This window comes from Streptomyces sp. cg36 (genome assembly GCF_041080675.1).
In the GTDB taxonomy this organism is placed as follows: Bacteria; Actinomycetota; Actinomycetes; order Streptomycetales; family Streptomycetaceae; genus Streptomyces.
The window spans coordinates 7,603,344-7,624,512 of the sequence record NZ_CP163520.1 but is presented as its reverse complement, the minus strand read 5'-3'; the positions used below and the strand labels follow the sequence as shown (position 1 = coordinate 7,624,512).

The following is a 21,169-nucleotide window of genomic DNA, read 5'->3' as shown; positions in this document are numbered from 1 at the left end:
ACACGGGCCCCGCCCTGTCGGCGAATCGTCCAATGAGTCCCGCGGACCGCCGCCGTACACCCGGCGCCGGCCGACGCTCCCCACACTTGCAGGATGTTGAAAACCACACGATTCCTGGCGACTTGCTCTTACCCTTGCCAGGGTTTGCAAGATCATCTGGCCTGCACGCGACGGTCGACGGCACCACCCGCGCCGCCACCGTCCGTCCACGAGGGGGTAGACCAATGTTCGTCCTGAGAAAGCGCGCGAGACACGGCAGATCCGGCGCGGCGATCGCCATGGGGGTGCTCGCGCTCGCTTCCAGCGCGGTTCTGACCGCACCGACCGCCGCCCGCGCGGCCGACCCCGCCGGGGTGCTGATACCCGCGCCCGACGCCTACGCCGACCGCGCCGACACACTGCTCTCCACCAGCAACAACGGGGTGCTGCACCAGGAGGAGGGGGCCGCCGGCTACCTGTGGACCAACACGTACAACCGCAGGACCGTCCCGGTCACCGCCCTCGACGGCGTGCCCCGCGAGGCCGTCTTCACCCAGCACGACGAGTACGACCGGGCGGCGTACGCCACCACGGTGGACGGCACCACCACCATCACCCTGGTCAACGTCGAGCAGAACACCACGACGCGGCTGACCCTCCCGCAGGGCTACACCCACCCCCAGGTCTCCGTGGGCTTCGTCCTCGCCACCCGCGAGACGGCCGACGGCGGACACGAGCTGCGCGCGCTGCGGCCCAGCGGCAGCGGCACACCGTACGACGTCGCCGTGCGACTGCCCTCGGGAGCCACCGCCGAGGCCGAACCGGTGGTGTACGGCGGCGAGTCCACCTCCCTGGTCATCCGCTACCGACTCGGCTCCTCCTACGGATACGGCACCCTCAACGGCATCTCCGGCGCGGTCGCCGCGCTCCCGGTCACCGGGGACGCCACCGGCTTCCGCATCACGCGCGAGGTGATCACCTGGTTCACCCGCCAGGGCGGGCAGGGCGTGCGCGTACTCGCCCGCGCCACGCCCAACGCCGCGCCGAAGGTCCTCCCGCTGTCCCTCAAGTCCGCCGACAGCGAGGTCACCCCGTACGTCGTGGGCCGCAACGTGCTGTGGACCGAGGGGCGCGGGGGCGCCCTCAACCTGACGCCGATCGACGGGGCGGAGACCCCCCGGGTGCTCCTCACCGAGTTCGAACAGGGCCTGGAGCGCTCCGACAGCATGCTCACCGCGCTCGGCCGGACCTCCGACGGCACCCGCGCGATCCACCTGTTCACGGTGGACGGCAGCGGACTCGTCTTCGACCTGCCGCTGCGCGAGCTGAAGCCGGTCAAGAAGGCCGACGGCTCGGTGCGGGCGCTCGGCCTGGACCGGGGCACCGTCCGCTTCGCCGACGCGCTGCCCGGCTCGGTGCGCCTGCACGGCAAGGACGTCGGCACCGGCCTCGACCCGGTCGCCGGAGCGGATCTGCCGGTGTTCGACGCCGCCGCGCCGGGGCGGTTCGCCGACGGCGCCGACCAGGGCCTGGCCCGGCTGGTCGCGGACCCGGACTCCGGCAACGACGTCCTGCTCACCGGCGACGACCCCGCCGCGCCCGCCCACCGGCTGCCGCTGCCCGCCGCGGGCGGCCGGATCGTGGACGCCTCCCCCTCCCATGTGCTCTACCGGACGCCGGGCGCCGACGGCAGGAACTACGTCGTCGACACCGCCCGCGACACGATCGTCCAGGACCAGCCCGCATCGGCCGCGTCCCTGGACCACTCCACGCTGTGGACCGCCCAGCCGGACGGCTCCGGCACGCTGATCGCCACCGACCTGCGCACCGGCCGCCAGAGCGGCGCCGTCGCCCTCCGGGCGGGCTGCGTCCCCGACGACCTGCAGACCAACGGCAGGCTCATCTACTGGAGTTGCACGGGCCAGGACCGGGCCGGGGTGTACGACGCGACGGCCGACGTCGCCTACCCGGCCCCGGCCCACGACGTGCTGCTCGGCGACGGCTTCCTCGCCCAGCGCGTAACGGGCGACGACGGCGTCCGCCTGACCGGGCTCAACGAGGACGGCACCACCGCCGACCTGGGCTCCGTCAGCGGCGTCAAGGACTCGGCGGGCGACGGCCGCGGAGTGACCTGGGCGGTCGACCGGCACGCGGGCAAGATCGCCTTCGTCGACCGGGACGACACCGTCCACGTCACCGCGGTCCGCCGCACGCTCTCGCCGCTCGCGCTCGCCGACAGCTCCGTCCCGGGCGCCTTCCGGCCCGGCGGCGCCGCCTGGGACGCGCGGTGGTGGCTGTCCAAGCCCGCCGCGTCCTGGAAGCTGACCCTGCGCAGCCGCGACACCGGCGCCGTGGTGCGCACCTGGACCGGCTCCGCCACCCGCGGCACCGTTCCCGTGTCCTGGGACGGCACCGCCACGGACGGCACCACCGCTTCCGTCGGCGGCTACACCTGGGCCCTGACCGCCGCCCCGGCCGACGGCCAGGGCCCGTCCCTGCGCGCCTCCGGCACGCTCGACGTCACCGGCTCCTAGGGCGGGGCCGGCGGAGGGCGGCGGGGCAACCACCGCCGCCCTCCACGGTCTCCGCTGCCGCGCCGTGCCGACGGCACTGGTGTGGTGCCCGCCCGGCCGCGGCCCGGGCCGGCAGGATGGCGGCATGGAACGTGTACGGGGAATCGGTGGATACTTCCTGCGCGCCCAGGACCCGGCGGCCCTGGGCGCGTGGTACCGCGACTGCCTGGGCCTGGACACCGATCAGAACGGCCTGTGGCGCCAGGAGGCCGGTCCGACCGTCTTCGCGGCCTTCGAGTCCACGACGGACTACTTCGGCCCGCCCACCCAGCAGGCGATGCTCAACTTCCGGGTCCGCGACCTGGACGCCATGCTCGCCCAACTGCGGGCCAAGGGCGCGGACGTGGCCGAGGAGACACAGGCCATGGACGGCGTCGGCCGGTTCGGGTGGGTCACCGACCCGGAGGGCAACCGGATCGAACTCTGGCAGCCGGCCTGACCGGCAGCGCGAGGGTGACGCTCGGCGCGGCCCCAGAGCGGCGGGCGGCGGGCGGCGGGCGGCAGGCGGCAGGCGGCGGGCGGCGGGCGGCGGGGCACCATGCCTTGGCGCTCCCCATCCCGCAGCCCTCCGCCTCACGTCAAGGAGCCGTAGTAGGGCGTGAGCGCCGCTCGCGCGCCGTCTCCGATGGCCACCGCGATGCGCTGCATCCGGGCGCCCTTGAGGTCACCGGCCACCAGCACGCGCGGGTGCTGCATCTCCTGCGGGCAGTAGCCGTCGGCGTCGGCCGCCAGTCCCTTCGGCGCCGCCGGGCGGCTGCCCAGGTTGGTGAGGACGACGTCGGCGTCGAGCCGGCAACCGGTGCCGTCCCGGTGGAACGCGGTGACCCGGTGGGCGCCGCCGGGGAGTCGGGCGATCGCGGCCCGCTCCACGGGGTGGAGGCGGACCCGGTCGTCGTCCGCCACCTCCTCCGTCTTGTAGCCGTCGGACGCGGGGTGGAGCACATGGAACCGGGCCGTCGTGCTCGGGTGCGACCGCAGCCAGGTGCCCAGGGGCCGGTCGGCGCCCAGGACGGCCACCTCGCGGCCCGCCACCCGTTCGGGTGCGGCGCGCCACAGCGGCGCCGTGCGCGAGCCCTCCGCCGCCTCGACCCAGCTGACGTCGTCCGTGGTCAGCATCGTCACCCCGGTCGCCACCACGACGGCGGCGCCGACCAGCAACCGGCCGTCGGCGAGGGTGACTTCGGCGCGGTCGCCGTGGGCGGTCACCCCGGTCGCCCGGCCGTGGACCAGCGCGAGACGGCCGGAGCCGCGGTGCCGGTCGAGGTCCCCGGCGAGGGCCGCGGCGAGTTCGGGTCCCGTGGTCCAGCCGCCCGGCACGTTCTCCAGGGCTCCGATCGCCGCCACTTTCGAGCCGATCGCGTCCGCCTCCACCACCGTGACCCGCATGCGCAGTCCGGCCGCCATCATCGCGGCGGCCACACCCGCCGGGCCCGCGCCCACCACCAACAGATCGACCGGCCGCCCGGCGCCGCTCCCCGGGGTGCTCGTCATACGCGTCCACGCTTCCGCTCGCCGCATACGTTCCATAACTGACGGAATAGACGGTTCCGTAACAGGCTGTGGGTGAGTGGTCGTTTTCAGTCAGGATCCGGACCGTCACTCCATGTGCAGGGTACCCGCCGCCCTCCACACGTTCGTCCGGCGCTCACCGGGGTGCGGTCGTCCGGTGCCGCACACCGAGTGGCAGGCATTCATGCGGACTTACCGCGAGTTGGGCGAAAATTCTTATGCTCGTCCGACAACTAAAGACAAGAGTCGACCGAAACTGACCGCGATTCTTTGACGTTCGATCGGCCACTCGGTGAAGGTCGTTCACATGTCCGTCACATCCGGAGCCACGGCTGGCCCGATGCGCCGACGCGACTTCCGGATGCTGCTCGCGGGAGCGGCAGCCGGACAACTCGGCGCTCAGGTCACGCTCGTGGCCCTTCCCCTGGTGGCCGTCCTCGAACTCGACGCCTCCGCGTTCCAGGTCGGCCTGCTCACGGCCGCCGAGACCGCCGCCTTCCTGCTCGTCGGGCTGCCCGCGGGCGCCCTCACCGACCGCATGCGCAAACGTCCCCTGATGATCCGGGCGGACCTGGTGCGTGCCGTGGCGATGGGCAGCATTCCCGCCGCCGCGCTCGCCGACGCCCTGACCATGGCCCAGCTCTACGCCGTCGCGCTGATCACCGGTGTGGCGACCGTGTTCTTCGACGTCGCCCACCAGAGCTTCCTGCCGCAGATCCTGCCGCGCGAGGAGCTGATGGCGGGCAACGGCGGCCTGGAGACGGTGCGTTCGACCGCCCAGGTGGCCGGACCGGGCGCGGGCGGCGGGCTCGTCCAGCTCGTCGGCGCGCACCTCGCCATCGTCGCCGACGCCTGCGGCTATCTGCTCTCCGCCCTGTTCCTGCTCCGCATCAAGCAGCCCGAACAGCCGCCCCAGGTGCCCGCCGACGCCTCCTTGCGGAAGGACATCGCCGAAGGCGTCCGCTTCGTCACCGGCCATCCGCTGCTGCGCGTCATCGCCCTCACCACCGGCCTGGGCAACCTCTGCATGGCCGTCCTGATGGCGACGCAGACCGTCCACCTCGTACGCGTCGTCGGACTCGCGCCGGGCGCCCTGGGGCTCGTGCTGTCCGCCTCCGCCGTCGGCGGGCTCCTCGGCGCCCTCTGCTCCGGCCGGCTCGCCGCCCGCTGGGGCCAGGCGCGGCTCATCCTCTGGTCCGTCCTGCTCAGCGGGCCGTTCGCGGTGCTGTGGCCGCTGTCGGGACACGGCACCCTCGGCGCGGTCCTGTTCGCCGCCGGATCGGCGGGCATCTCCTTCGGCGCCGTCGTCTACAACATCGCGCAGGTCAGCTTCCGCCAGGGCCTGTGCCCGCCGCACCTGCTCGGCAGGATGAACGCCACCCTGCGCTTCCTCATGTGGGGCACCCTGCCGCTGGGCGCGCTCCTGGGCGGCACCCTCGCCGAGACCTTCGGGCCGCGCACCGCACTCGCGTGCTGCGCCGCCGGATTCCTCGCCGTACCGCTGCCGCTGCTCCTCTCCCCGCTGCGCCGCATGCGCGACCTGCCCGCACCCGAGCACGCCGCCGGGGCAACCCCGGGCGTGTCCCGGGACACCGCCCCGGACGACGACGAGCAGCCAGCGCCGAGCGCCTCCCGCTGAACCGGCTCCGGAACGCCCCCCGCCCGCGCCACCCCTCCAACACACCACGACAGAACGAGGATTCCGTGCCCAGCATCACGAGCCAGTACCTGGCCCGCTACCGGCGCGTCAGCGCGGGCGAAGGGTCCGGCGACCTGCTGCCCGTCACCGGGGCGCAGCGCCGCTTCGCACTGGTGCGTTCGCTGGACCCGGCCGGGCGCCCCGACGTGGTGCCGATGTTCTTCGCCTTCCCGCACGGCACGGTCGACCCCGAGCGCCTGCGCAAGGCGGCCCGCCGGCTGGCCGGGCGCCACACCGCGCTGCGCTCGCGGCCCGCCGTCGTACGCGGCACTCCCGTCCTGCGGGACGGGGAGCCGGACGTCCGGGTGGCCCGCCCCGCCCCCGCGCCCGGCGAGCACCCCGCCGACACACTGCGCCGCGCGCTCGCCGCCTGGGAGCCGCAGGGCCCGCCACTCAGGCTGTTCCTCGTCCGCGACGACGCGGGCCGCACCGAGGACCTCCTCGCCGTCGCCCTCGACCACGCCGTGTGCGACGGCCGTTCGCTGTCCCGGATCGCCGACGAACTCGGCGCCGCCTACGGCGAGGACCCCGCCGCGGGCGATGCGGCACCGGAGGAGACGGCGGCCGAACGCGCCGCCTACCACGAGGCGGTGCTGCTCCAACTGGCCGCCGAGGAACGGGCGGACACCCCCGAGGCGGCGGCCTACTGGGCGGACCGGCTGCGCACCGTGCGCGCGCACGCCCCGCTGCCCCGCCCGCAGCGCGTGGCCCCGGGCACCCTGCCCAGCGGCTCGGCCGAGGCGCAGCTGCCCGCGCACGACGGTGGAGTCCCCTTCCCCGGACTGCTGGACGCCTGCCGAGCGGCGGCGGGCGCGTTGTACGGCCCGGACCTCGCCGTCCCGCTCGGCTACCCGTGGGGCGGGCGCCCCGCGGGCGCCCAGGCGGTCGTCGGCTGCTTCCTCAACACCGTCGTCTTCCCGGCCGCCACCGGTCACGGGCCCGCGCCGGAGGCGACGGCCGACGCCTGGTGGGACGACCTCGACCGGGCCGACATGCCCTTCGACGCGGTCGTGGCCGCCGCGCGCTCCGCCGGTACGGGCTGGAGCGGCGCCCTGGACGGACTGCTGACCGTCGACGACGACAGCCGCCGTCCGCCGCTGCGGCTGGGCGGTGTCGAGGGCCGCGAGGTCCACGTCGACGGCAGACCCGTGCGCGGCCCCTTCGCCGTCTCCGTCACCCAGGGGGCCGCGATCCGCCTGCGGATGGTGTGGGACCGGGCGGTCCTCGACGACGCCGCCGCACACCGCGCCTTCGCGGCGCTCACCGAGTCGCTGCGCCCGACGGCACGCACCGCGCGCTGACCCGGCACGCCGCACGCGCCTGCCCACGGGACCGCCGCCGCCCGCCCCACAGACCCCACACGCGTTTCGACGCGGTCCCGCGCGACCCGCGGGGCCGCCCGCACGACCACGCCCGGCACGACCGTGACCGGGCCCGGAATCCGTCCGACAACCCCCAGGGACCGATCATGCTTCCGCTCTCCGCGTCGCAGGAGATCGTCTGGCTGCACGAACAGATGCAGCCCGGCAGCCGTGCCTACAACTTCACCGCCGCCCTCGACCTGTGGGGCACCCTCGACACCGAGGCCCTGCGCGAGGGCCTGGGGGCCACCCTGGCACGCCACGCCGGCCTGCGGCTCGAACTCGTGGACCGGCCCGGGTCCGTACCCGGGCAGCGGGTCGCACCGCGGTGCGCGCCGCGGCTGCACACCGTCGACCTCGGCGGCGAGACGGATCCGGAGGCGGCCTTCCAGGAGCTGCTGCGCCGCGAGGCCGAGACGCCGCTCGACACCTTCGAGGCGCCGCTGATCCGCTGGACGCTCGTACGGCTGGGCGAACGGCACCACCGGCTGGTGCACGTCGAGCACCATCTGATCCATGACGGGCACTCGTTCGCGATCCTGCTCGACGACGTCTTCCGCACCTACCGCGCCCGCGTCACCGGTGAGGCCCTGACGCTGCCGCCCGCCTCCTCGTACGCGGACCACGTCGAGGCCCAGGCCGGTGCCGCGTACGCGCCGGAGTCCCTGGAGTTCTGGCAGGCCGAACTGCGCGACCAGCCGCACGACCTGCCGCTGCCGGGCCTGACCCGCCCCGGCGCCCGGCGCCGCCACCACGGCGGCCAGCTGCGCCAGACGATCGGCGCCGATCTCGCCGAGCGGCTGCGCGCCCACGCCCGTGAGCGCGGCCTCACCCCCTTCGCCACCCTCCTCGGGCTCTTCGCCGAGCTCCTGCGCCGCCACAGCGGTCGCTCCCGGATGGTCATCGGCACCGCCGTCGGCAACCGGCCGCTGGGGTACGAGGACGCCGTCGGGATGTTCGTCAACACCATCCCGCTGCCGCTCGCCCTGGACCCCACCGTCCCGGCGCAGGACACCATGGACGAGGTCACCGACACCCTCATCCGCGCCCTGCCGCACCAGGACGTGCCCGTCCAGGAGCTCACCCGGGCGCTGGGACTGCACACCTCCGGCGCCGACAACCCGCTCTTCTCGGTCATGTTCAGCGCCCATGACGCCCCGCTCCCCGAACTCGACCTGCCGGGCCTGGACATCACCCTGTTCGAGGGGTTCAACACCGGCACCACCCGCTTCGACCTGGACGTGGTGCTGCTCCCCGACGACCGGCGCGGCGTCACCACGCGCCACGGCGCGCCCGGCATGACGCTGGTGTGGGACTACGACGCCGACCTGTTCGGCGAGGACGTGGCCCGGCTGCTCTCCGGCCGCTTCCTGGACCTGCTGCGCGCCTATCTCGACGCCCCCGGGGCCGCGTTGGCCGACCTGGCCCCGGCCGCGGTGGAGGCGGTCACCGAGGCCGCGCCGCTGCCCGCCGGACGCGATCCGCTGGACCCGGTGGCCGCACAGCACCCCTCGCTGCCCGCCCTGCTGTGCGGGGCGCGCCGGGTGACGTACGGCGAGCTCGACGAGCGGGTCGCCGCGCTCGCCGAGCGGCTGCGCACGGCCGGGGTGGCGCCGGGTCAGCCGGTGGCCGTCGTCCTGCCCCGGGGCGCCGACTCGGTCACCGCCCTGCTGGCCTGTCTGCGCACCGGCGCCGTCTACTGCCCGCTCTCCCCCAGCGACCCGCCCGCCCGGATCGCCCTGCTGCTCCAGCGCCTCGCCCCGGCGCTCGTCCTGACCGGCGAGGGCGGCCCGGACCTGCCGCGGGAGCTGCCCACCGCCCGGATCGACGCGCCCGTGCTGCCCCGCGCCCACCCGGCCGCCGTCCTGGAGCGCACCACGTACGTCATCCACACCTCCGGCTCCACCGGCACGCCCAAGCCGGTCGCGGTCGGGCGCGCGGCGCTCGCACACCATCTGACCGCGACCGCCGACCGGTTCGCCCTGACCACCTCCGACCGGGTCCTGATGTTCGCGCAGCCGTCCTTCGACGTGGCGCTGGAAGAGGTGCTGCCCACCCTGCACGCGGGTGCCTGCCTGGTGATCCCGGAGTACGAGGTGCCCACCGGGGCCGAGCTCGCCGGGCTGCTCGCCGCCGCCCGGGTCACCGTCGCCAACCTCCCCACCAGCTACTTCCTCGCCACCCGCGAGGAGCTGCGGCCCGCCCTGCGCGAGGAGAGCTGGGCGCCCCGGCTGCTGGTCCTGGGCGGTGAGCGGCTGCCCGCCGAGACCTTGCGCGGCGTTCTCGCCGACACCGACGCCACCGTCATGAACGCGTACGGCGTCACCGAGGCGGCCATCAGCTCGACCGTCCACGAGATCTCCCGCGAGGCCCTGGCCGAGGGCGCCGAGATCCCGCTGGGCACCGAGCTCCCGGGCGAGCGCGTCCACGTCCTGGACGACCACCACCGGCCGCTGCCCAGTGGCGCGGTCGGCGAACTGGCCATCGCCGGACCGGGGCTCGCCGAGGGCTACCCCGGCAACGCGGAGGTGACGGCCGCCCGCTTCATCACCGTGGACGCGCTCGGCGGCGAACGGGTCTACCTCACCGGCGACCTCGGCTTCCGCGGCCTGGACGGCCTGCTCTACTTCCTGGGCCGCCGCGACAACCAGGTCAAGCTGCGCGGGCACCGCATCGAGCTGGAGGAGATCGAGGCGGCGGCGTCCGCGGCGCTCGGCGGACGCTCCTGCGCCGTCGTCCTGGACCGCGAGAGCCCGGCCGCACCCCGGCTCGTCGGCTTCTTCGAGGACGGCGCCGACCTCGCCGACGTCGACGAGAAGGCCCTGCACGGCGAGTTGGCCCGCCGGCTGCCCGGCCCGCTGGTGCCCGCCCGCTGGGCCCGGCTGGAGACGATGCCCACCCTCGCGGGCGGCAAGCCGGACCGCACGGCCCTGACCCGTCGCGCGGTCGCGCTCGACCCGGTGGCCCCGGCCGCGCCCGAGGCCGTCTCCGAGGAGGCGCGGGACACCGCCGTACCGGACGACCCGATGACGGCCCTGCTGGTCACCGGCTGGCGCGAAGTCCTCGGCCACAGCCGCTTCGACGCCGGCTCCCACTTCTTCCGCATCGGGGGCCACTCGCTGCTGGCCGCCGAGCTCGCCGCCTGGCTGGAGCCCCACCTGGGCACGCGCCCGCCGCTCAAGGTGCTCTTCCGCAACCCCGTCCTCGCCGACCAGGCCGACGCCCTCGCCGCCACCGCCCCCCTCTCCACGGAGTCGTGATGATCCAGTCCCCCTCCCTTCCCGAGACCACCGTCGCGGCCGGCGCCGTCGACGCCCCGGCGAGCATCGCCCACGGCCCCGCCGCCGAACCGACCGCCGTCGTCGCCCGCTTCGAGGAGTGGGTCCGCACCGCCCCGCAGGCCCCCGCCGTCGTCGACGGCGAGCGGATCTGGACGTACGGGGAACTCGACGCCGCCGCCGAGCGGGTCGCCACCGCCCTGCGCGACCGCGTACGCCCCGGTGACCTGGTCGGCGTCTGCCTGGACCGGTCCACCGCGCTGGTGGTGAGCGCCGTCGCGCTCGCCCGGCTCGGCGCCGTGTACCTGCCGCTGGGGCCGCGCCCCGGCGAGCGCCGCATCCAGGCCGTCACCGAGGACCTCGACGTGGCCTGCCTGATCGGCGACCCCGGTGTGCTGCCCGGGGCCCACCAGGACGGCGAGCACCTGGCCCTGGGCCTGCCCGCCGACGGCGTGAACGCGCCGGCCGCGCCGGTGGCCGCGTTCGCCGCCCGCCGCGCGGACGCCCGGCGCGCACCCGAGGGCACGCTGTACGCGGTCCTCACCTCCGGGTCCACCGGCCGCCCCAAGGCCGTCGCGGTCGCCGAGGCGTCGCTGTCCGTCGCCCTGGACTGGTACCGCGCGGCCACCGGCCTGGCGCCCGGCGACCGGCAGTCCCTGCTGATCGGCGTGGCCTTCGACCCGCACCTGCTGGAGCTGTGGGCCGCACTGACCTCGGGCGCCGCCCTCGTCCCGGCCCCCGACGACACCCGCTGGGACGCGGCGCTGCTCACCGACTGGTGGCGCGATGCGGCCGTGACCGTGTGCGTGGCGGCGACACCGACCGTCGAGCCGCTCCTGGACCGGCCCTGGCCCCAGGATCTGACACTGCGTCACCTCGTCGTCGGCGGCGACCGCATGCGCCGCCGCCCCGGCCCGGACGTCACCGCCACCGTGCACAACGCCTACGGCCCGGCCGAGGCCACCGTCGTCACCACCACGTACGCGATGCGCGCCACGGACGCGCGGGCGGGCGAGGTGGCGCCGCCGCCGATCGGCACGCCGCTGCCGGGCACCACCGTCGTCGTCACCGACGCCGAGGGCCACCCCGTCGACCGGGGCCAGGACGGTGAACTGCGCGTCGGCGGCCACTGCCTGGCCCTCGGCTACCTCGATCCGGAGCTCACCGCGCGGCGCTTCACCGCCCCGGCCGACCACCCGGGACTCAAGGAGCTCGACCGGCTGTACCGCACGGGCGACCGGGTCCGCATGGACGCCGACGGCGGCCTGGAGTTCCTCGGCCGCCTCGACGACCAGGTCAAGATCAGCGGCGTGCGGATCGAACTCGCCGAGGTGGAGGCCGCGTTCGAGCAGGACCCCCGGGTGCGCACGGCGGTCGTCACCGTCGAGCGCGACGGCTCCGGCCTCGCCCGTCTCGTCGCCCACCTCAAGCCCGCGCTCGGCGCCCCCGCGGCGGCCGACCTGCTGGACGCGGTCCGCGCCTGGCTCCCCGAGCAGGCCGTCCCCGCCGCCGTGCGGCTCGTCGACGGCTTCCCGCTGGACGCCAACGGCAAGGTGGACCGGACCGCGCTGGCCGCCGCCGACACCTCGCCCGCGCCCGCCGCCCCGGCGGACGACCTGGCCGCCGCCACCCCCGGCGAGCGGCTGGTCCTGACCGCCGTACGGGAACTCCTGGGCCGTCCCGCGACCGTACTCGCCGACAACTTCACCGACATCGGCGGCACTTCCGTCGTCGCGGCGCGGCTGCTGGCGGTCGTCGAGCGGGAGAGCGGCATCCGACCGCGCGCCCACGAACTGCTGCGCAGCACCGACCTGGGCGCCTTCGCCGCCCTCCTCGACCAGCGCTGGACCCCGCGACCGGCAGGAGCCTGACATGACACCGACCGCTCAGCCCATGGCCACCGCGCCCGCCGTGCTCCCCACGCACGCCACGGCGCTGCCGGAGCTCGTGGCCCGGCACGCCGCCCGCACCCCGAACGCCCTGGCCGTCGTCGACGGCGACACCACCTTCACCTACGGGCAGCTCGACCGGGCCGGCCGCGCCCTCGCCGCGCATCTGCGCGAGCACGGGGTGGCGACCGGCGACCGGGTGGCGCTGCTGACCGCCCGCTCCGCGCGCACCGTCGTCGCCCAGCTCGCCCTGTGGGGGGCCGGAGCCGTGTGCGTGCCGCTGGACCCCGCGCAGCCCCGGCCGCGCACCGAGGCGATGATCGAGGACGCGGGGGTCACCCTCACCGTCGGCGACGCGAAGCTGCTGGACGCGTCCGGGCTCACCGGCCCCGTACTGGCCCTGCCGGAAGCGCCCCTGGGCGGCGGCGCCCCGGCGGCCGGGGCCGCGCCCGACAGCCCGGCCTTCATCATGTTCACCTCCGGCTCCACCGGCCGCCCCAAGGGCGTCACCGTCAGCCACCGGGCCATCGCCGAACTGGTCACCGCACCGCGCTATGTGACGGTCAACGCCCGTGACCGCGTGCTGTTCCACTCGCCCATGACCTTCGACGGCTCCACGTTCGAGGTGTGGGCCGCGCTCGCCAACGGCGCCGCCGTCGTGGTGTGCACCGTGCCCCGGCCCTCCCTGGAGGACCTGGCCCGGCACGTGGAGCGGCACGGCGTGACCGTCGCGTTCTTCACCACCGCGCTCTTCCACCAGCTCGCCGCCCGCCGCTCGCGCGTCTTCGCCCAGCTGCGCTCGGTCGTGGTGGGCGGCGAGGCCATGGCCGCCAGCCACGCCCGGGACGTGCTGACCGCCTTCCCCTGGCTGGAGCTGGTCAACGGCTACGGGCCGACCGAGACCACCACGTTCGCCACCGCCCACACCGTCACCGAGCGGGACTGCGACGCGCCGGTGCCGATCGGCCGCCCCATCGCGGGAGCCACGGTCCACGTCCTGGACGCCGACGGCGATCCGGTGCCCGAGGGCGACCGGGGCGAACTGTGGGTCGGCGGCACCCGGCTCGCCGACGGCTACGCGGGCCGGCCCGACCTCACGGCCGAGCGCTTCGTCGACCACCCCACCGCCGGGCGCCTCTACCGTACGGGCGACATCGTCTCCGTCCGCCACGACGGCGTCCTGGACTTCCACGGCCGCAACGACGACCAGGTCAAGGTGCGCGGCTTCCGCATCGAACCCGCCGAGGTCGAGCACGCCCTGCGCCGCAGGCCGGACGTGGACGACGCCGCCGTCGCGGTCGACGGCGCCGGTACGCCCGAGGCGCGCCTGGTGGCGTTCGTCGTCGCGGCGCCCGGCCCGGTGCCCGTCCCCTCGGCACTGCGCGAGCAGCTGACCACCGTCCTGCCCGCCCACCTGGTGCCGGACGCCCTCACCCTGGTGGAGCGCCTTCCGCTCACCCCGTCGGGCAAGGTCGACCGACGGGCGCTGGCCGACCGGGCCCAGGCCGGTTCCCCGGCCGCAGACGGGGCGCCCGCCCCGGCGATGGGCCCGCTGGAGCAGGCCGTCGCCGAGGTGTGGAGCCGGTCCCTGGGCAGCGAAGTCACCCGTGGCGACGCCGACTTCCTCGCCCTGGGCGGCCACTCGCTGCTCGCGCTCGCCGTCACCGACGACCTGCGCGAGGAGCTCGGCGTCGAGCTGTCGCTGGCCGACTTCTTCGCCGCGCCGACCGTCGCCGCCCAGGCCGCCCTGGTCGAACGCGCCCTGCTGGCCGCCCACAGCGACCTCCACCCCGAGAACCCGGAGCACCGCGATGCCCACTGACGCCGACTCCACGGCGCGCGCCGAACAGCGGCGGCTCCAGCTCGAACTGCTGCGCAGGGCCCGCGCCGGCGCCGCCGGGCGGGCCACCGCCGCCGCTCCGGACGACGGCGCACCGCACTCCGGCCGGCTGCCGCTTTCCCGCGCCCAGCGCCGCATGTGGCTGATGGAACGCCTCGGCGGCGCGGGCGACTCGTACCACGTTCCCTTCGTGACCCGGGTGCGCGGCCCGTTCGACCCGGCGGCCCTGGCCACCGCCCTGACCGCGCTGGTGGCCCGGCACACCGTCCTGCGCACCGGATACGGGGAGCGGGACGGCGAGCCCTTCCAGGAGGTGCTCCCGGCCCCGCGCGCGGTCGCCGTGCCCGTCGTCGACGCCTCCGTGCGCGGCGCCGGGGCGCTGCTGCGGGAAGAGGCGGCCCGGCCGTTCGACCTCGCGGCGGGCGATGCGGTACGCGCCCGTGTCCTGCGCCACGGGGAGCGGGACCACACCGTGTCGCTGACGTTCCATCACATCGCCATCGACGGCGGATCGCTGGAGGTCGTGGCCGGCGAACTGGCCGCGCTGTACACGGCCGCCGCCGGGGGATCCGGCCCCGCTCCCCTGGCCGAGGCCCCGCAGTACGGCGACTACGCGCGCCGCGAGCACGACGGGATACCCGGCCTCCAGGGGGACTTGGCGCGCTGGAGCGGGCAGCTCGCCGACGCAGCCCCGCCCCGGCTGCCCGCGCCGGACGCGTCCGGCGCCTCCGGGGCGGCCGTGCACACCGTGCCGCTGGCCCCCGCGCTGCCCGAGGCGCTGCGGGCGCTGGGCGCCGAGCAGCGGGCCACGCTCTTCGCGGTGTCGCTGACCGCGGCGTTCGCGGCACTGCGCCGCCTCACCGGTGAGGACGACCTCGTCATCGGTGTCGCGGGCACCCACCGCACCGGCATCGCCATGCGCGGCCTGGTCGGGCTGTGCGTCAACACCCTGCCTGTCCGCGTGGACGCCTCCGGCGACCCGTCGTTCGCCGAGCTGCTGCACCGCGTGCGCGACGGGCTCCTGGAGGCCCAGCGCCACCGGCACCTGCCGTTCGACCTCGTCCTGGAGCGCCTGGGCGCCGCCGCGCGCGGCGCCGACGGCACGGCCCTGCTGCGCGTCACCTCCGACGTGCTGGGCGAGCCCACGGTGCTCCGACTGCCCGGCACCACGGCCGAGTACGTGGACGTGCCCACCGGCGGCGCCAAGTTCACCCTCTCCTACGGCCTGTCGCTCGACGACGCCGAACGGCCCTCGGCGCTGGTCCAGTTCGACCGCGCCGCGCTGGACGACGACGCGGCCAGGGCGACCGTACGGGACTTCGCCGCCCTGCTGGACTCGGCGGCCACCCGTCCGGAGCTCGCCCTGAGCGAGGTGCCCGGCCTCGGCCCGCGCGGCCGGGCACGGCCGGAGGACGGCGACGACCGACCGGCCGCGCCGTCCCCGGACCATCCCCGGGAGGGCGGGGCCCACCCGGCGGTCCTGGCGCTGCGCGCCCATCCGCAGGTCGCCGACGCCATGGTCGTCCAGACCGGGCAGGGGCCGTCCGTGGCCTACGCCGTGCTGCGCGAGAGCGTCGGCCCCTCCAGCAACGAGCTCCTCGGGCTGCTGCGCCGCTCGCTGGCGCCCGAGTCCGTACCCGCCGCGGTCACGCTGCTCGACACGCTGCCCGCGACGGACGCCGGGGCCCCCGTCTCCGGCCGGCCTTCCGCCCCGGACGGCCTCTCCGGCGCCCGGGCCTCGGCCGTCGTGGACGCCTTCGCGTCGCTGCTCGGCGGCACGCCGCCGCCCGACGGCGACTTCTTCGCCCTGGGCGGCCACTCCCTGATCGCGGTGCAGCTCGCCGAACGCCTGCGCACCGGGCTCGGCCTGCCGGTCACCGGTCTCGACGTGCTCCAGGCCCGTACGCCCCGGGCGCTCGCCGCGCTCCTGGACGAGCGCGCGGCCCAGCAGGCCGCCGCCAAGCCCGTCGCCAGGCCCGCCCGGTCGCGCGCGGTGCGGCCGGGCACGGTGCTGGTCACCGGTGCGACGGGGGGCGTCGGCGCGTTCCTCCTGCGTGAACTGGCCGCACAGGGCCGCCCCGTACTGGCCCTGGCCCGGCCCGAGTCGGCTCATCTGGTCGCCGCCGACGGCGTCGACGTCGTCGCGGGCGACCTCACCGACCTGGACGGGCTGCGCCACGCCGTCGCGGGCGCCGACGCGGTCATCCACGCCGCGTCCACCTTCACCCGGCCCGAGGTGGACCTGGCGGCGACGCAGGCCATGGTCGACGCCTGGCGCGGCGGGCCGTTCGTCTTCGTCAGCAGCGTCGACGCCTACGGCCACCCCCACGGGGAGCGGGTCCTGGAGGAGTCGCCCTCCCACGCGCCCATCAGCCCGTACGGCCGGGCCAAGCTCGACTGCGAGGCCATGGTGCTGCGCGCGGCCGGTACCGGCGGGCGCGGCGGAGCGAGCGCGGTGCGGTCCCCGATCGTCTGGGGCGCGCACGAGCGGCTGCGCGAACAGCTGCGCTGGGGCGCCCTCGGCACGCTGTACCAGGCCGCCGACCGGGGCGAGCCGATCGAGCTGCCCCGGCCCGGCACCGCCGGTCACCCCTGGTACGGCGCCGCCTGGGTGCACGCGGCGGCCCTGGCCCGCGCGGTCACCGAGTGCCTGGAGCGCCCGGTGCACGGCGTCGCCAACGCCGTGAGCGGCCACGTCTCCTGGCACGACCTCGCCCGGGACCTCACGGAACTGCTCGGCACCCGCGCCGAGATCCGCGAGACGGACGGGGTCCCCCAGGACCTCGACCACCGCTGGCACTACGACAGCCACCGTCTGGCCCGGACGCTGCGCGCCAGGCCGGGCGAGGACCGGCGGAGCGTACTGGCGGAGATGATCGGCGGGACGCGGGAAGACAATTCCTGACGGTCCATCAATTGCCTGGCGCCAAGGGGTGTTTCCTCACCCCTTGGCGCCGGGACGGGCGGCGGGCGGGGCGGACAGGAGCGCGGGCCAGTCCTGGGCGGCGGCCCAGTCGGCGAAGGACTGCCAGCCGACCTCGGGGAACTCCCGGCGCAGCGCGGCCACGTCGACGTCGAGGCCCGCCGAGGCGAAGTACGCGAACATCGCGGCCAGGTCCTCGGAGTACCCGCGGACGACCTCCAGCGGCACCTCGTGGTGCGCGATGGGGCGCCCGGCCGCGTGCGTGAGGGCCGCCGCGATGGCGGCGGGGTCGAGCGCGTCGGCGGCGATGTCGACGCGGCGCCCGGCGAACGCGGCGCGCCGCCGCAGCGCGAGGGCCGCGAAGACGCCGATGTCGCGGGCACAGACCAGGGCCAGCGGCTGCCCGCCGGGCATGGGCCAGGCGAAGGAGCCCTCGCGGAGCCCTTCGAGGGTCCAGCCGCTCGCGTAGTTGTCCATGAAGGCGGCGGGGCCGATCACGGTCCAGGTCAGACCGGACGCGTACAGGTGCCGCTCGACGAGGAACTTGCTCTCGTAGTGCGGGATGCCCGTACCGCGGTCGGCGTGCGCGGCGGAGGTGAGCACGACGTGCCCGAGGCGCGCGGCCACGGCCGCGTCGACCAGGGCCCGGCCCTGGCGGACCTCTGCGTCGACGTCGGTGCCGAACGGCGTGGTGACGGCGAAGAGGGCGTCCGCTCCGGCGAGCGCGGCGTCGAGGGAGGCGCGGTCGTCGAAGTCGGCGCGGCGGACGTCGGCGCCGAGGGCGCGCAGCGCCTCGGCGGCGGGACCGGCGGGGTCCCGGGTGAGGGCCCGGACGCGGTGGCCGGAGGCGATCAGGGCGCGGGCGGCGGCCCCGCCCTGGGCGCCGGTGGCACCGGTGACGGCGATGGTGGACGTGGACACGGGAACTCCTGGAGCATGAGGTCATTCTTCTGCGTGACGCAGTAATTGCGATGAGAAGAAGAGTAGGCCAGACGTCTGCGCCGCGCAACCATCTGTGTCACGCAGGCATCTTCACCTCTCGCACCCGCCCCGTCGTTGGGCGAGAACGCCCAGCCCCGGGGGTGTGCGCGTACGGGCGTTCTGGACCGAGGACACCGACCCGGACGGGGTCGCCCTCGCCCGGGCGGAGAGCGCCGGGGCCGTGGACGCGTTCGGCGAGCGCTTCGGCCGCTATCCGTACGGGGAGCTGGACATCGTCCTCAGCCCGGACTTCGCGGTGTTCGGCAGCATGGAGTACCCGGGCTTCGTGCTGCTGTGGACGGACCGGGACGGCAGCGGCGCGGCCCATGAGATCGCCCACCAGTGGTGGTACGGGATCGTGGGCGACGACGAGTACGCCGACCCGTGGCTGGACGAGGCGTTCGCGACGTACGCGCAGGACCTCTTCCACGGCGAGAGCGGGCAGGGCTGCTGGTCCCAGGTGTACTGGCCGCGGCCCGACGCCGCGATCACCGACTCCATGGGGTACTGGGCCGAGCCGCCCGGCCCGGCGGGCTGGACCTCGGTCGTCTACCGGGCGGGCTCGTGCGCGCTGCACGACCTGGAGCGGGAGCTGGGCACGCCGGTGATGGAGCGGATGCTGCGGACCTATGCCGCCGACCACTGGTACGGCGTCTCGACCGACGCGGACTTCCTGCGGGCCGCGCGGACGGCGGCCGGCCGGGACCTCACCGCGTTCTGGGCGGCACACCGGATCGAGGCCGGCCCGGCCGGATCGAGGCGGTGAACCATGCGATCGGGGCGCCGGTCCGGCACCTGCGCCCGGCGGCGGGAGTGGTGCAGAACGACCGAGGTGTGCCGTTGTCTTCCGGGGGTCCTGCGGCGAAGCTGCCAGTGCCGCACAACTCACCAGCGGAGGAAGCCTCATGACCAATCGCGTGGACCAACCCCGCCCGCTCGACCTGGTGGGCGACCCGATCCAGGTCGGGGGTGTCGCGACCGGGTTCGAAGCGACCCTGGAGTACCGCGTCGGCGACGGCCACCACGAGGTGACCGGCACGTTCACCGCGGGCGGCGGCACAGGTGAGCACGGGCAGTTCCACCTCACCGTGGATGTGGGCGAGGTGGCGTTCCAGTCCGACCGGCTGCTGGTCCAGGTCTTCGAGGCCGGTGCCAGAGACGGCGGCGCGGTCAACGCCGTCACCGTTCCGGTCATCTACGGGCCGCGCATAGTCCCCGGCTACTACGGATACCGCGAGCACACCGTGGTGAAGGGCGACACCCTGTCGGCGCTGGCCAAGGCGTACTACGGCAACGCCGCACTCTATCCGCGCATCGTGCGCGCCAACCCGGCGCAGATCACCGACCCCGACAAGATCGCGCCGGGCCAGGTCCTGCGCGTACCGATCGGGACGTAGGCCGGGCGGGGCCCCGGTTGTACGGGGTCGACACCGGGGATCGTCAGGCGCTGACCACCTCCCGTACCGCCGCGAGGAACTCCTCCGTGCGCGGGTGCGTGGCGTGGGCGGGGCGGGCGAGGTAGACCGTGGTGGCGGGCGCGTCCTCGACGGTGACGAACCGCACCCCCGGGTGCCCGTGGCTCTCCGCCGTGCCCGCGGCGCCCACGCCGAACGCGCCGCCGGTGGCGATGAGGTTCAGCCACTCGTCGACGTTGCGGACGTCCACCGTGCGGTGCGGGCGCTGCTCCGGGGGCCACAGGTCGACCGACGCGGTGCCGGTGTCCGGCCACAGCGCCAGCGGCAGGGACGCGCCGGCGGTCAGCTCCGCCAGGCGCACCCGGTCGCGGTCCGCGAGCGGGTGGTCGTCGGGCAGGGCGGCCACCCGGTCCTCGGTGTAGAGGGCCTCGGTGCGGATGCGCGGGTCGGCCGGGACGGTGCGCAGGACGGCCACATCGGTGTCTCCGGTGGCCAGGCCCGCGGTGCTGTTGTCCTGGCGGACCACTTCGAGCGGCGCGTGCGGGTGCTCCTGGCGCCAGGTGCGCAGCAGCGGTACCGTCTGCTGCCCCAGCACCGCGCAGGTGTAGCCAAGACGCAGCGGCCGGTCCACGGCCCGGGTGTCGGCCAGCGCCGCGTCGAGGTGCGCGAGGATGGCCCGGCCGTGTCCCAGGAGGGTCTCCCCGGCCGGGGTGAGCCCCAGGTGGCGGGAGGAGCGGTCGACCAGGCCGACCCCCACCCGGGTCTCCAGCTGGGCGAGGGTGCGCGAGAGGGCCGGTTGCGTCATGTGCAGCCGAGTGGCCGCGGCGGTGACGGTGCCCGCTTCGGCGATGGCGGCCAGGGCCTTGAGATGGCGCAGTTCCACATCCATGCCTCACAAGCATAGTCGCTGCCCAGAAGGCATTTCCGGACGCGCTGCGGGGTGCGTAGGTTCAACGGTGTCGGGCCGCTGGCCCGGCCTCCCCGGGACAACGGCCCGGGGCCGCCCGGCGCACATGGCTCCGGGCGGTCGTGTGCGAGACATCGGACGGTGTGTTGTGAGGATTCTTCTGGTCGGCGCGGCCGGCACCCTGGGTTCCGCGGTGCGCGAGGCGCTCACCGCGCGCGGCCACGAGGTGGTCGGCGTGGGCCGCACGAGCGGGGACCTGGTCGCCGACGTCACCGACCCGCAGGCCGTGGCCCGGCTCTACGAGCAGGCCGGTCCGCTGGACGCGGTGGCCGTCGCGGCGGGCGACGCGGTCTTCAAGCCGCTGGCCGACCTGGCGGCGGACGACTTCGCGGCGACGTTCCGCGGCAAGGCCCTCAGCCAGCTGGAGCTGGTCCGCCAGGGCACCCGGCACGTGGCCCCGACCGGTTCGTTCACCCTGATCAGCGGGATCCTCACGGAGCAGCCGATCGTGGCGGGGTCCGCCGCGTCGGCGGCCAACGGCGCGGTCGAGGCGTTCGCGCGGGCCGCCGCGATAGAGATCGCGCCGCAGCGGATCAACACGGTGAGCCCGACGGTGGTCGAGGAGTCGATGCCCGCCTACGGTCCGTTCTTCGTGGGCATGGAGCCGGTCCCCGCCGCACGCGTCGCGACCGCGTACGTCCGGTCGATCGAAGGGGCGCAGACGGGCCAGACCTACCGCGTGCACTAGGCACAAGGCCGGACGGGACCCTGCCCCGTACAGCCGGACTGACTACGGGCGGTCGCCACAGGTGGCC

Annotated in this window: 14 protein-coding genes; 11 read left to right on the top strand and 3 right to left on the bottom strand. The window is 75.5% G+C overall.

Features of this window, described 5'->3' with window-relative positions; all coding sequences use genetic code 11:
• The first annotated feature begins 224 nt into the window (after positions 1-224).
• The gene (locus tag AB5J87_RS33630; RefSeq protein WP_369382454.1) at positions 225-2,513 is read left to right on the top strand and encodes a FlgD immunoglobulin-like domain containing protein; all 2,289 of its coding nucleotides are present in this window, start codon (positions 225-227) and stop codon (positions 2,511-2,513) included.
• Between the two features lie 124 nt (positions 2,514-2,637).
• Positions 2,638-2,991: a VOC family protein gene (locus AB5J87_RS33625; RefSeq protein WP_369382452.1), complete on the top strand. Its 354-nt coding sequence runs from the start codon at positions 2,638-2,640 to the stop codon at positions 2,989-2,991.
• Between the two features lie 134 nt (positions 2,992-3,125).
• On the opposite strand, the gene AB5J87_RS33620 is transcribed toward AB5J87_RS33625, so the two are convergent.
• Positions 3,126-4,043: an oxidoreductase gene (locus AB5J87_RS33620; RefSeq protein WP_369382450.1), complete on the bottom strand. Its 918-nt coding sequence runs from the start codon at positions 4,041-4,043 to the stop codon at positions 3,126-3,128.
• Between the two features lie 325 nt (positions 4,044-4,368).
• On the opposite strand from AB5J87_RS33620, the gene AB5J87_RS33615 reads away from it, so the two are divergent.
• The 6 genes from AB5J87_RS33615 (at position 4,369) to AB5J87_RS33590 (ending at position 17,033) form a co-directional block, all read left to right on the top strand.
• Positions 4,369-5,700 (top strand): MFS transporter, encoded by a 1,332-nt coding sequence (locus AB5J87_RS33615; RefSeq protein WP_369382449.1) that lies wholly within the window; start codon positions 4,369-4,371, stop codon positions 5,698-5,700.
• A gap of 65 nt (positions 5,701-5,765) precedes the next feature.
• On the top strand, positions 5,766-7,061 hold the full coding sequence (locus AB5J87_RS33610) for a non-ribosomal peptide synthetase (protein ID WP_369382447.1): 1,296 nt from the start codon (positions 5,766-5,768) through the stop codon (positions 7,059-7,061).
• Positions 7,062-7,228: 167 nt separating this feature from the next.
• Positions 7,229-10,381 (top strand): amino acid adenylation domain-containing protein, encoded by a 3,153-nt coding sequence (locus AB5J87_RS33605; protein ID WP_369382446.1) that lies wholly within the window; start codon positions 7,229-7,231, stop codon positions 10,379-10,381.
• A complete protein-coding gene (locus AB5J87_RS33600; protein ID WP_369382445.1) occupies positions 10,381-12,270 on the top strand; it encodes a non-ribosomal peptide synthetase in 1,890 nt (629 codons plus the stop codon). The genes AB5J87_RS33605 and AB5J87_RS33600 overlap by 1 nt, the downstream gene beginning before the upstream one ends.
• A 1-nt stretch (position 12,271) precedes the next feature.
• Positions 12,272-14,110, top strand: a complete 1,839-nt coding sequence (locus AB5J87_RS33595) for a non-ribosomal peptide synthetase (RefSeq protein ID WP_369382442.1) — start codon at positions 12,272-12,274, stop codon at positions 14,108-14,110.
• Positions 14,100-17,033, top strand: a complete 2,934-nt coding sequence (locus AB5J87_RS33590) for a condensation domain-containing protein (RefSeq protein ID WP_369382439.1) — start codon at positions 14,100-14,102, stop codon at positions 17,031-17,033. Before AB5J87_RS33595 ends, AB5J87_RS33590 begins: the two co-directional genes overlap by 11 nt.
• Positions 17,034-17,069: 36 nt before the next feature.
• Here AB5J87_RS33590 and AB5J87_RS33585 read toward each other — a convergent pair whose 3' ends face one another.
• Positions 17,070-17,972: an NmrA family NAD(P)-binding protein gene (locus tag AB5J87_RS33585; RefSeq protein ID WP_369382436.1), complete on the bottom strand. Its 903-nt coding sequence runs from the start codon at positions 17,970-17,972 to the stop codon at positions 17,070-17,072.
• 163 nt (positions 17,973-18,135) lie between these two features.
• Here AB5J87_RS33585 and AB5J87_RS33580 point away from each other — a divergent pair, with 163 nt between their 5' ends.
• Positions 18,136-18,798 (top strand): M1 family aminopeptidase, encoded by a 663-nt coding sequence (locus AB5J87_RS33580; RefSeq protein WP_369382434.1) that lies wholly within the window; start codon positions 18,136-18,138, stop codon positions 18,796-18,798.
• A 139-nt stretch (positions 18,799-18,937) separates the two neighbouring features.
• A complete protein-coding gene (locus tag AB5J87_RS33575) occupies positions 18,938-19,429 on the top strand; it encodes a Gmad2 immunoglobulin-like domain-containing protein (RefSeq protein WP_369382433.1) in 492 nt (163 codons plus the stop codon).
• Between the two features lie 43 nt (positions 19,430-19,472).
• Here AB5J87_RS33575 and AB5J87_RS33570 read toward each other — a convergent pair whose 3' ends face one another.
• Positions 19,473-20,336: a LysR substrate-binding domain-containing protein gene (locus AB5J87_RS33570; protein WP_369382430.1), complete on the bottom strand. Its 864-nt coding sequence runs from the start codon at positions 20,334-20,336 to the stop codon at positions 19,473-19,475.
• A 166-nt stretch (positions 20,337-20,502) separates the two neighbouring features.
• On the opposite strand from AB5J87_RS33570, the gene AB5J87_RS33565 reads away from it, so the two are divergent.
• Positions 20,503-21,102: a short chain dehydrogenase gene (locus tag AB5J87_RS33565; protein WP_369382428.1), complete on the top strand. Its 600-nt coding sequence runs from the start codon at positions 20,503-20,505 to the stop codon at positions 21,100-21,102.
• Positions 21,103-21,169: the final 67 nt, after the last annotated feature.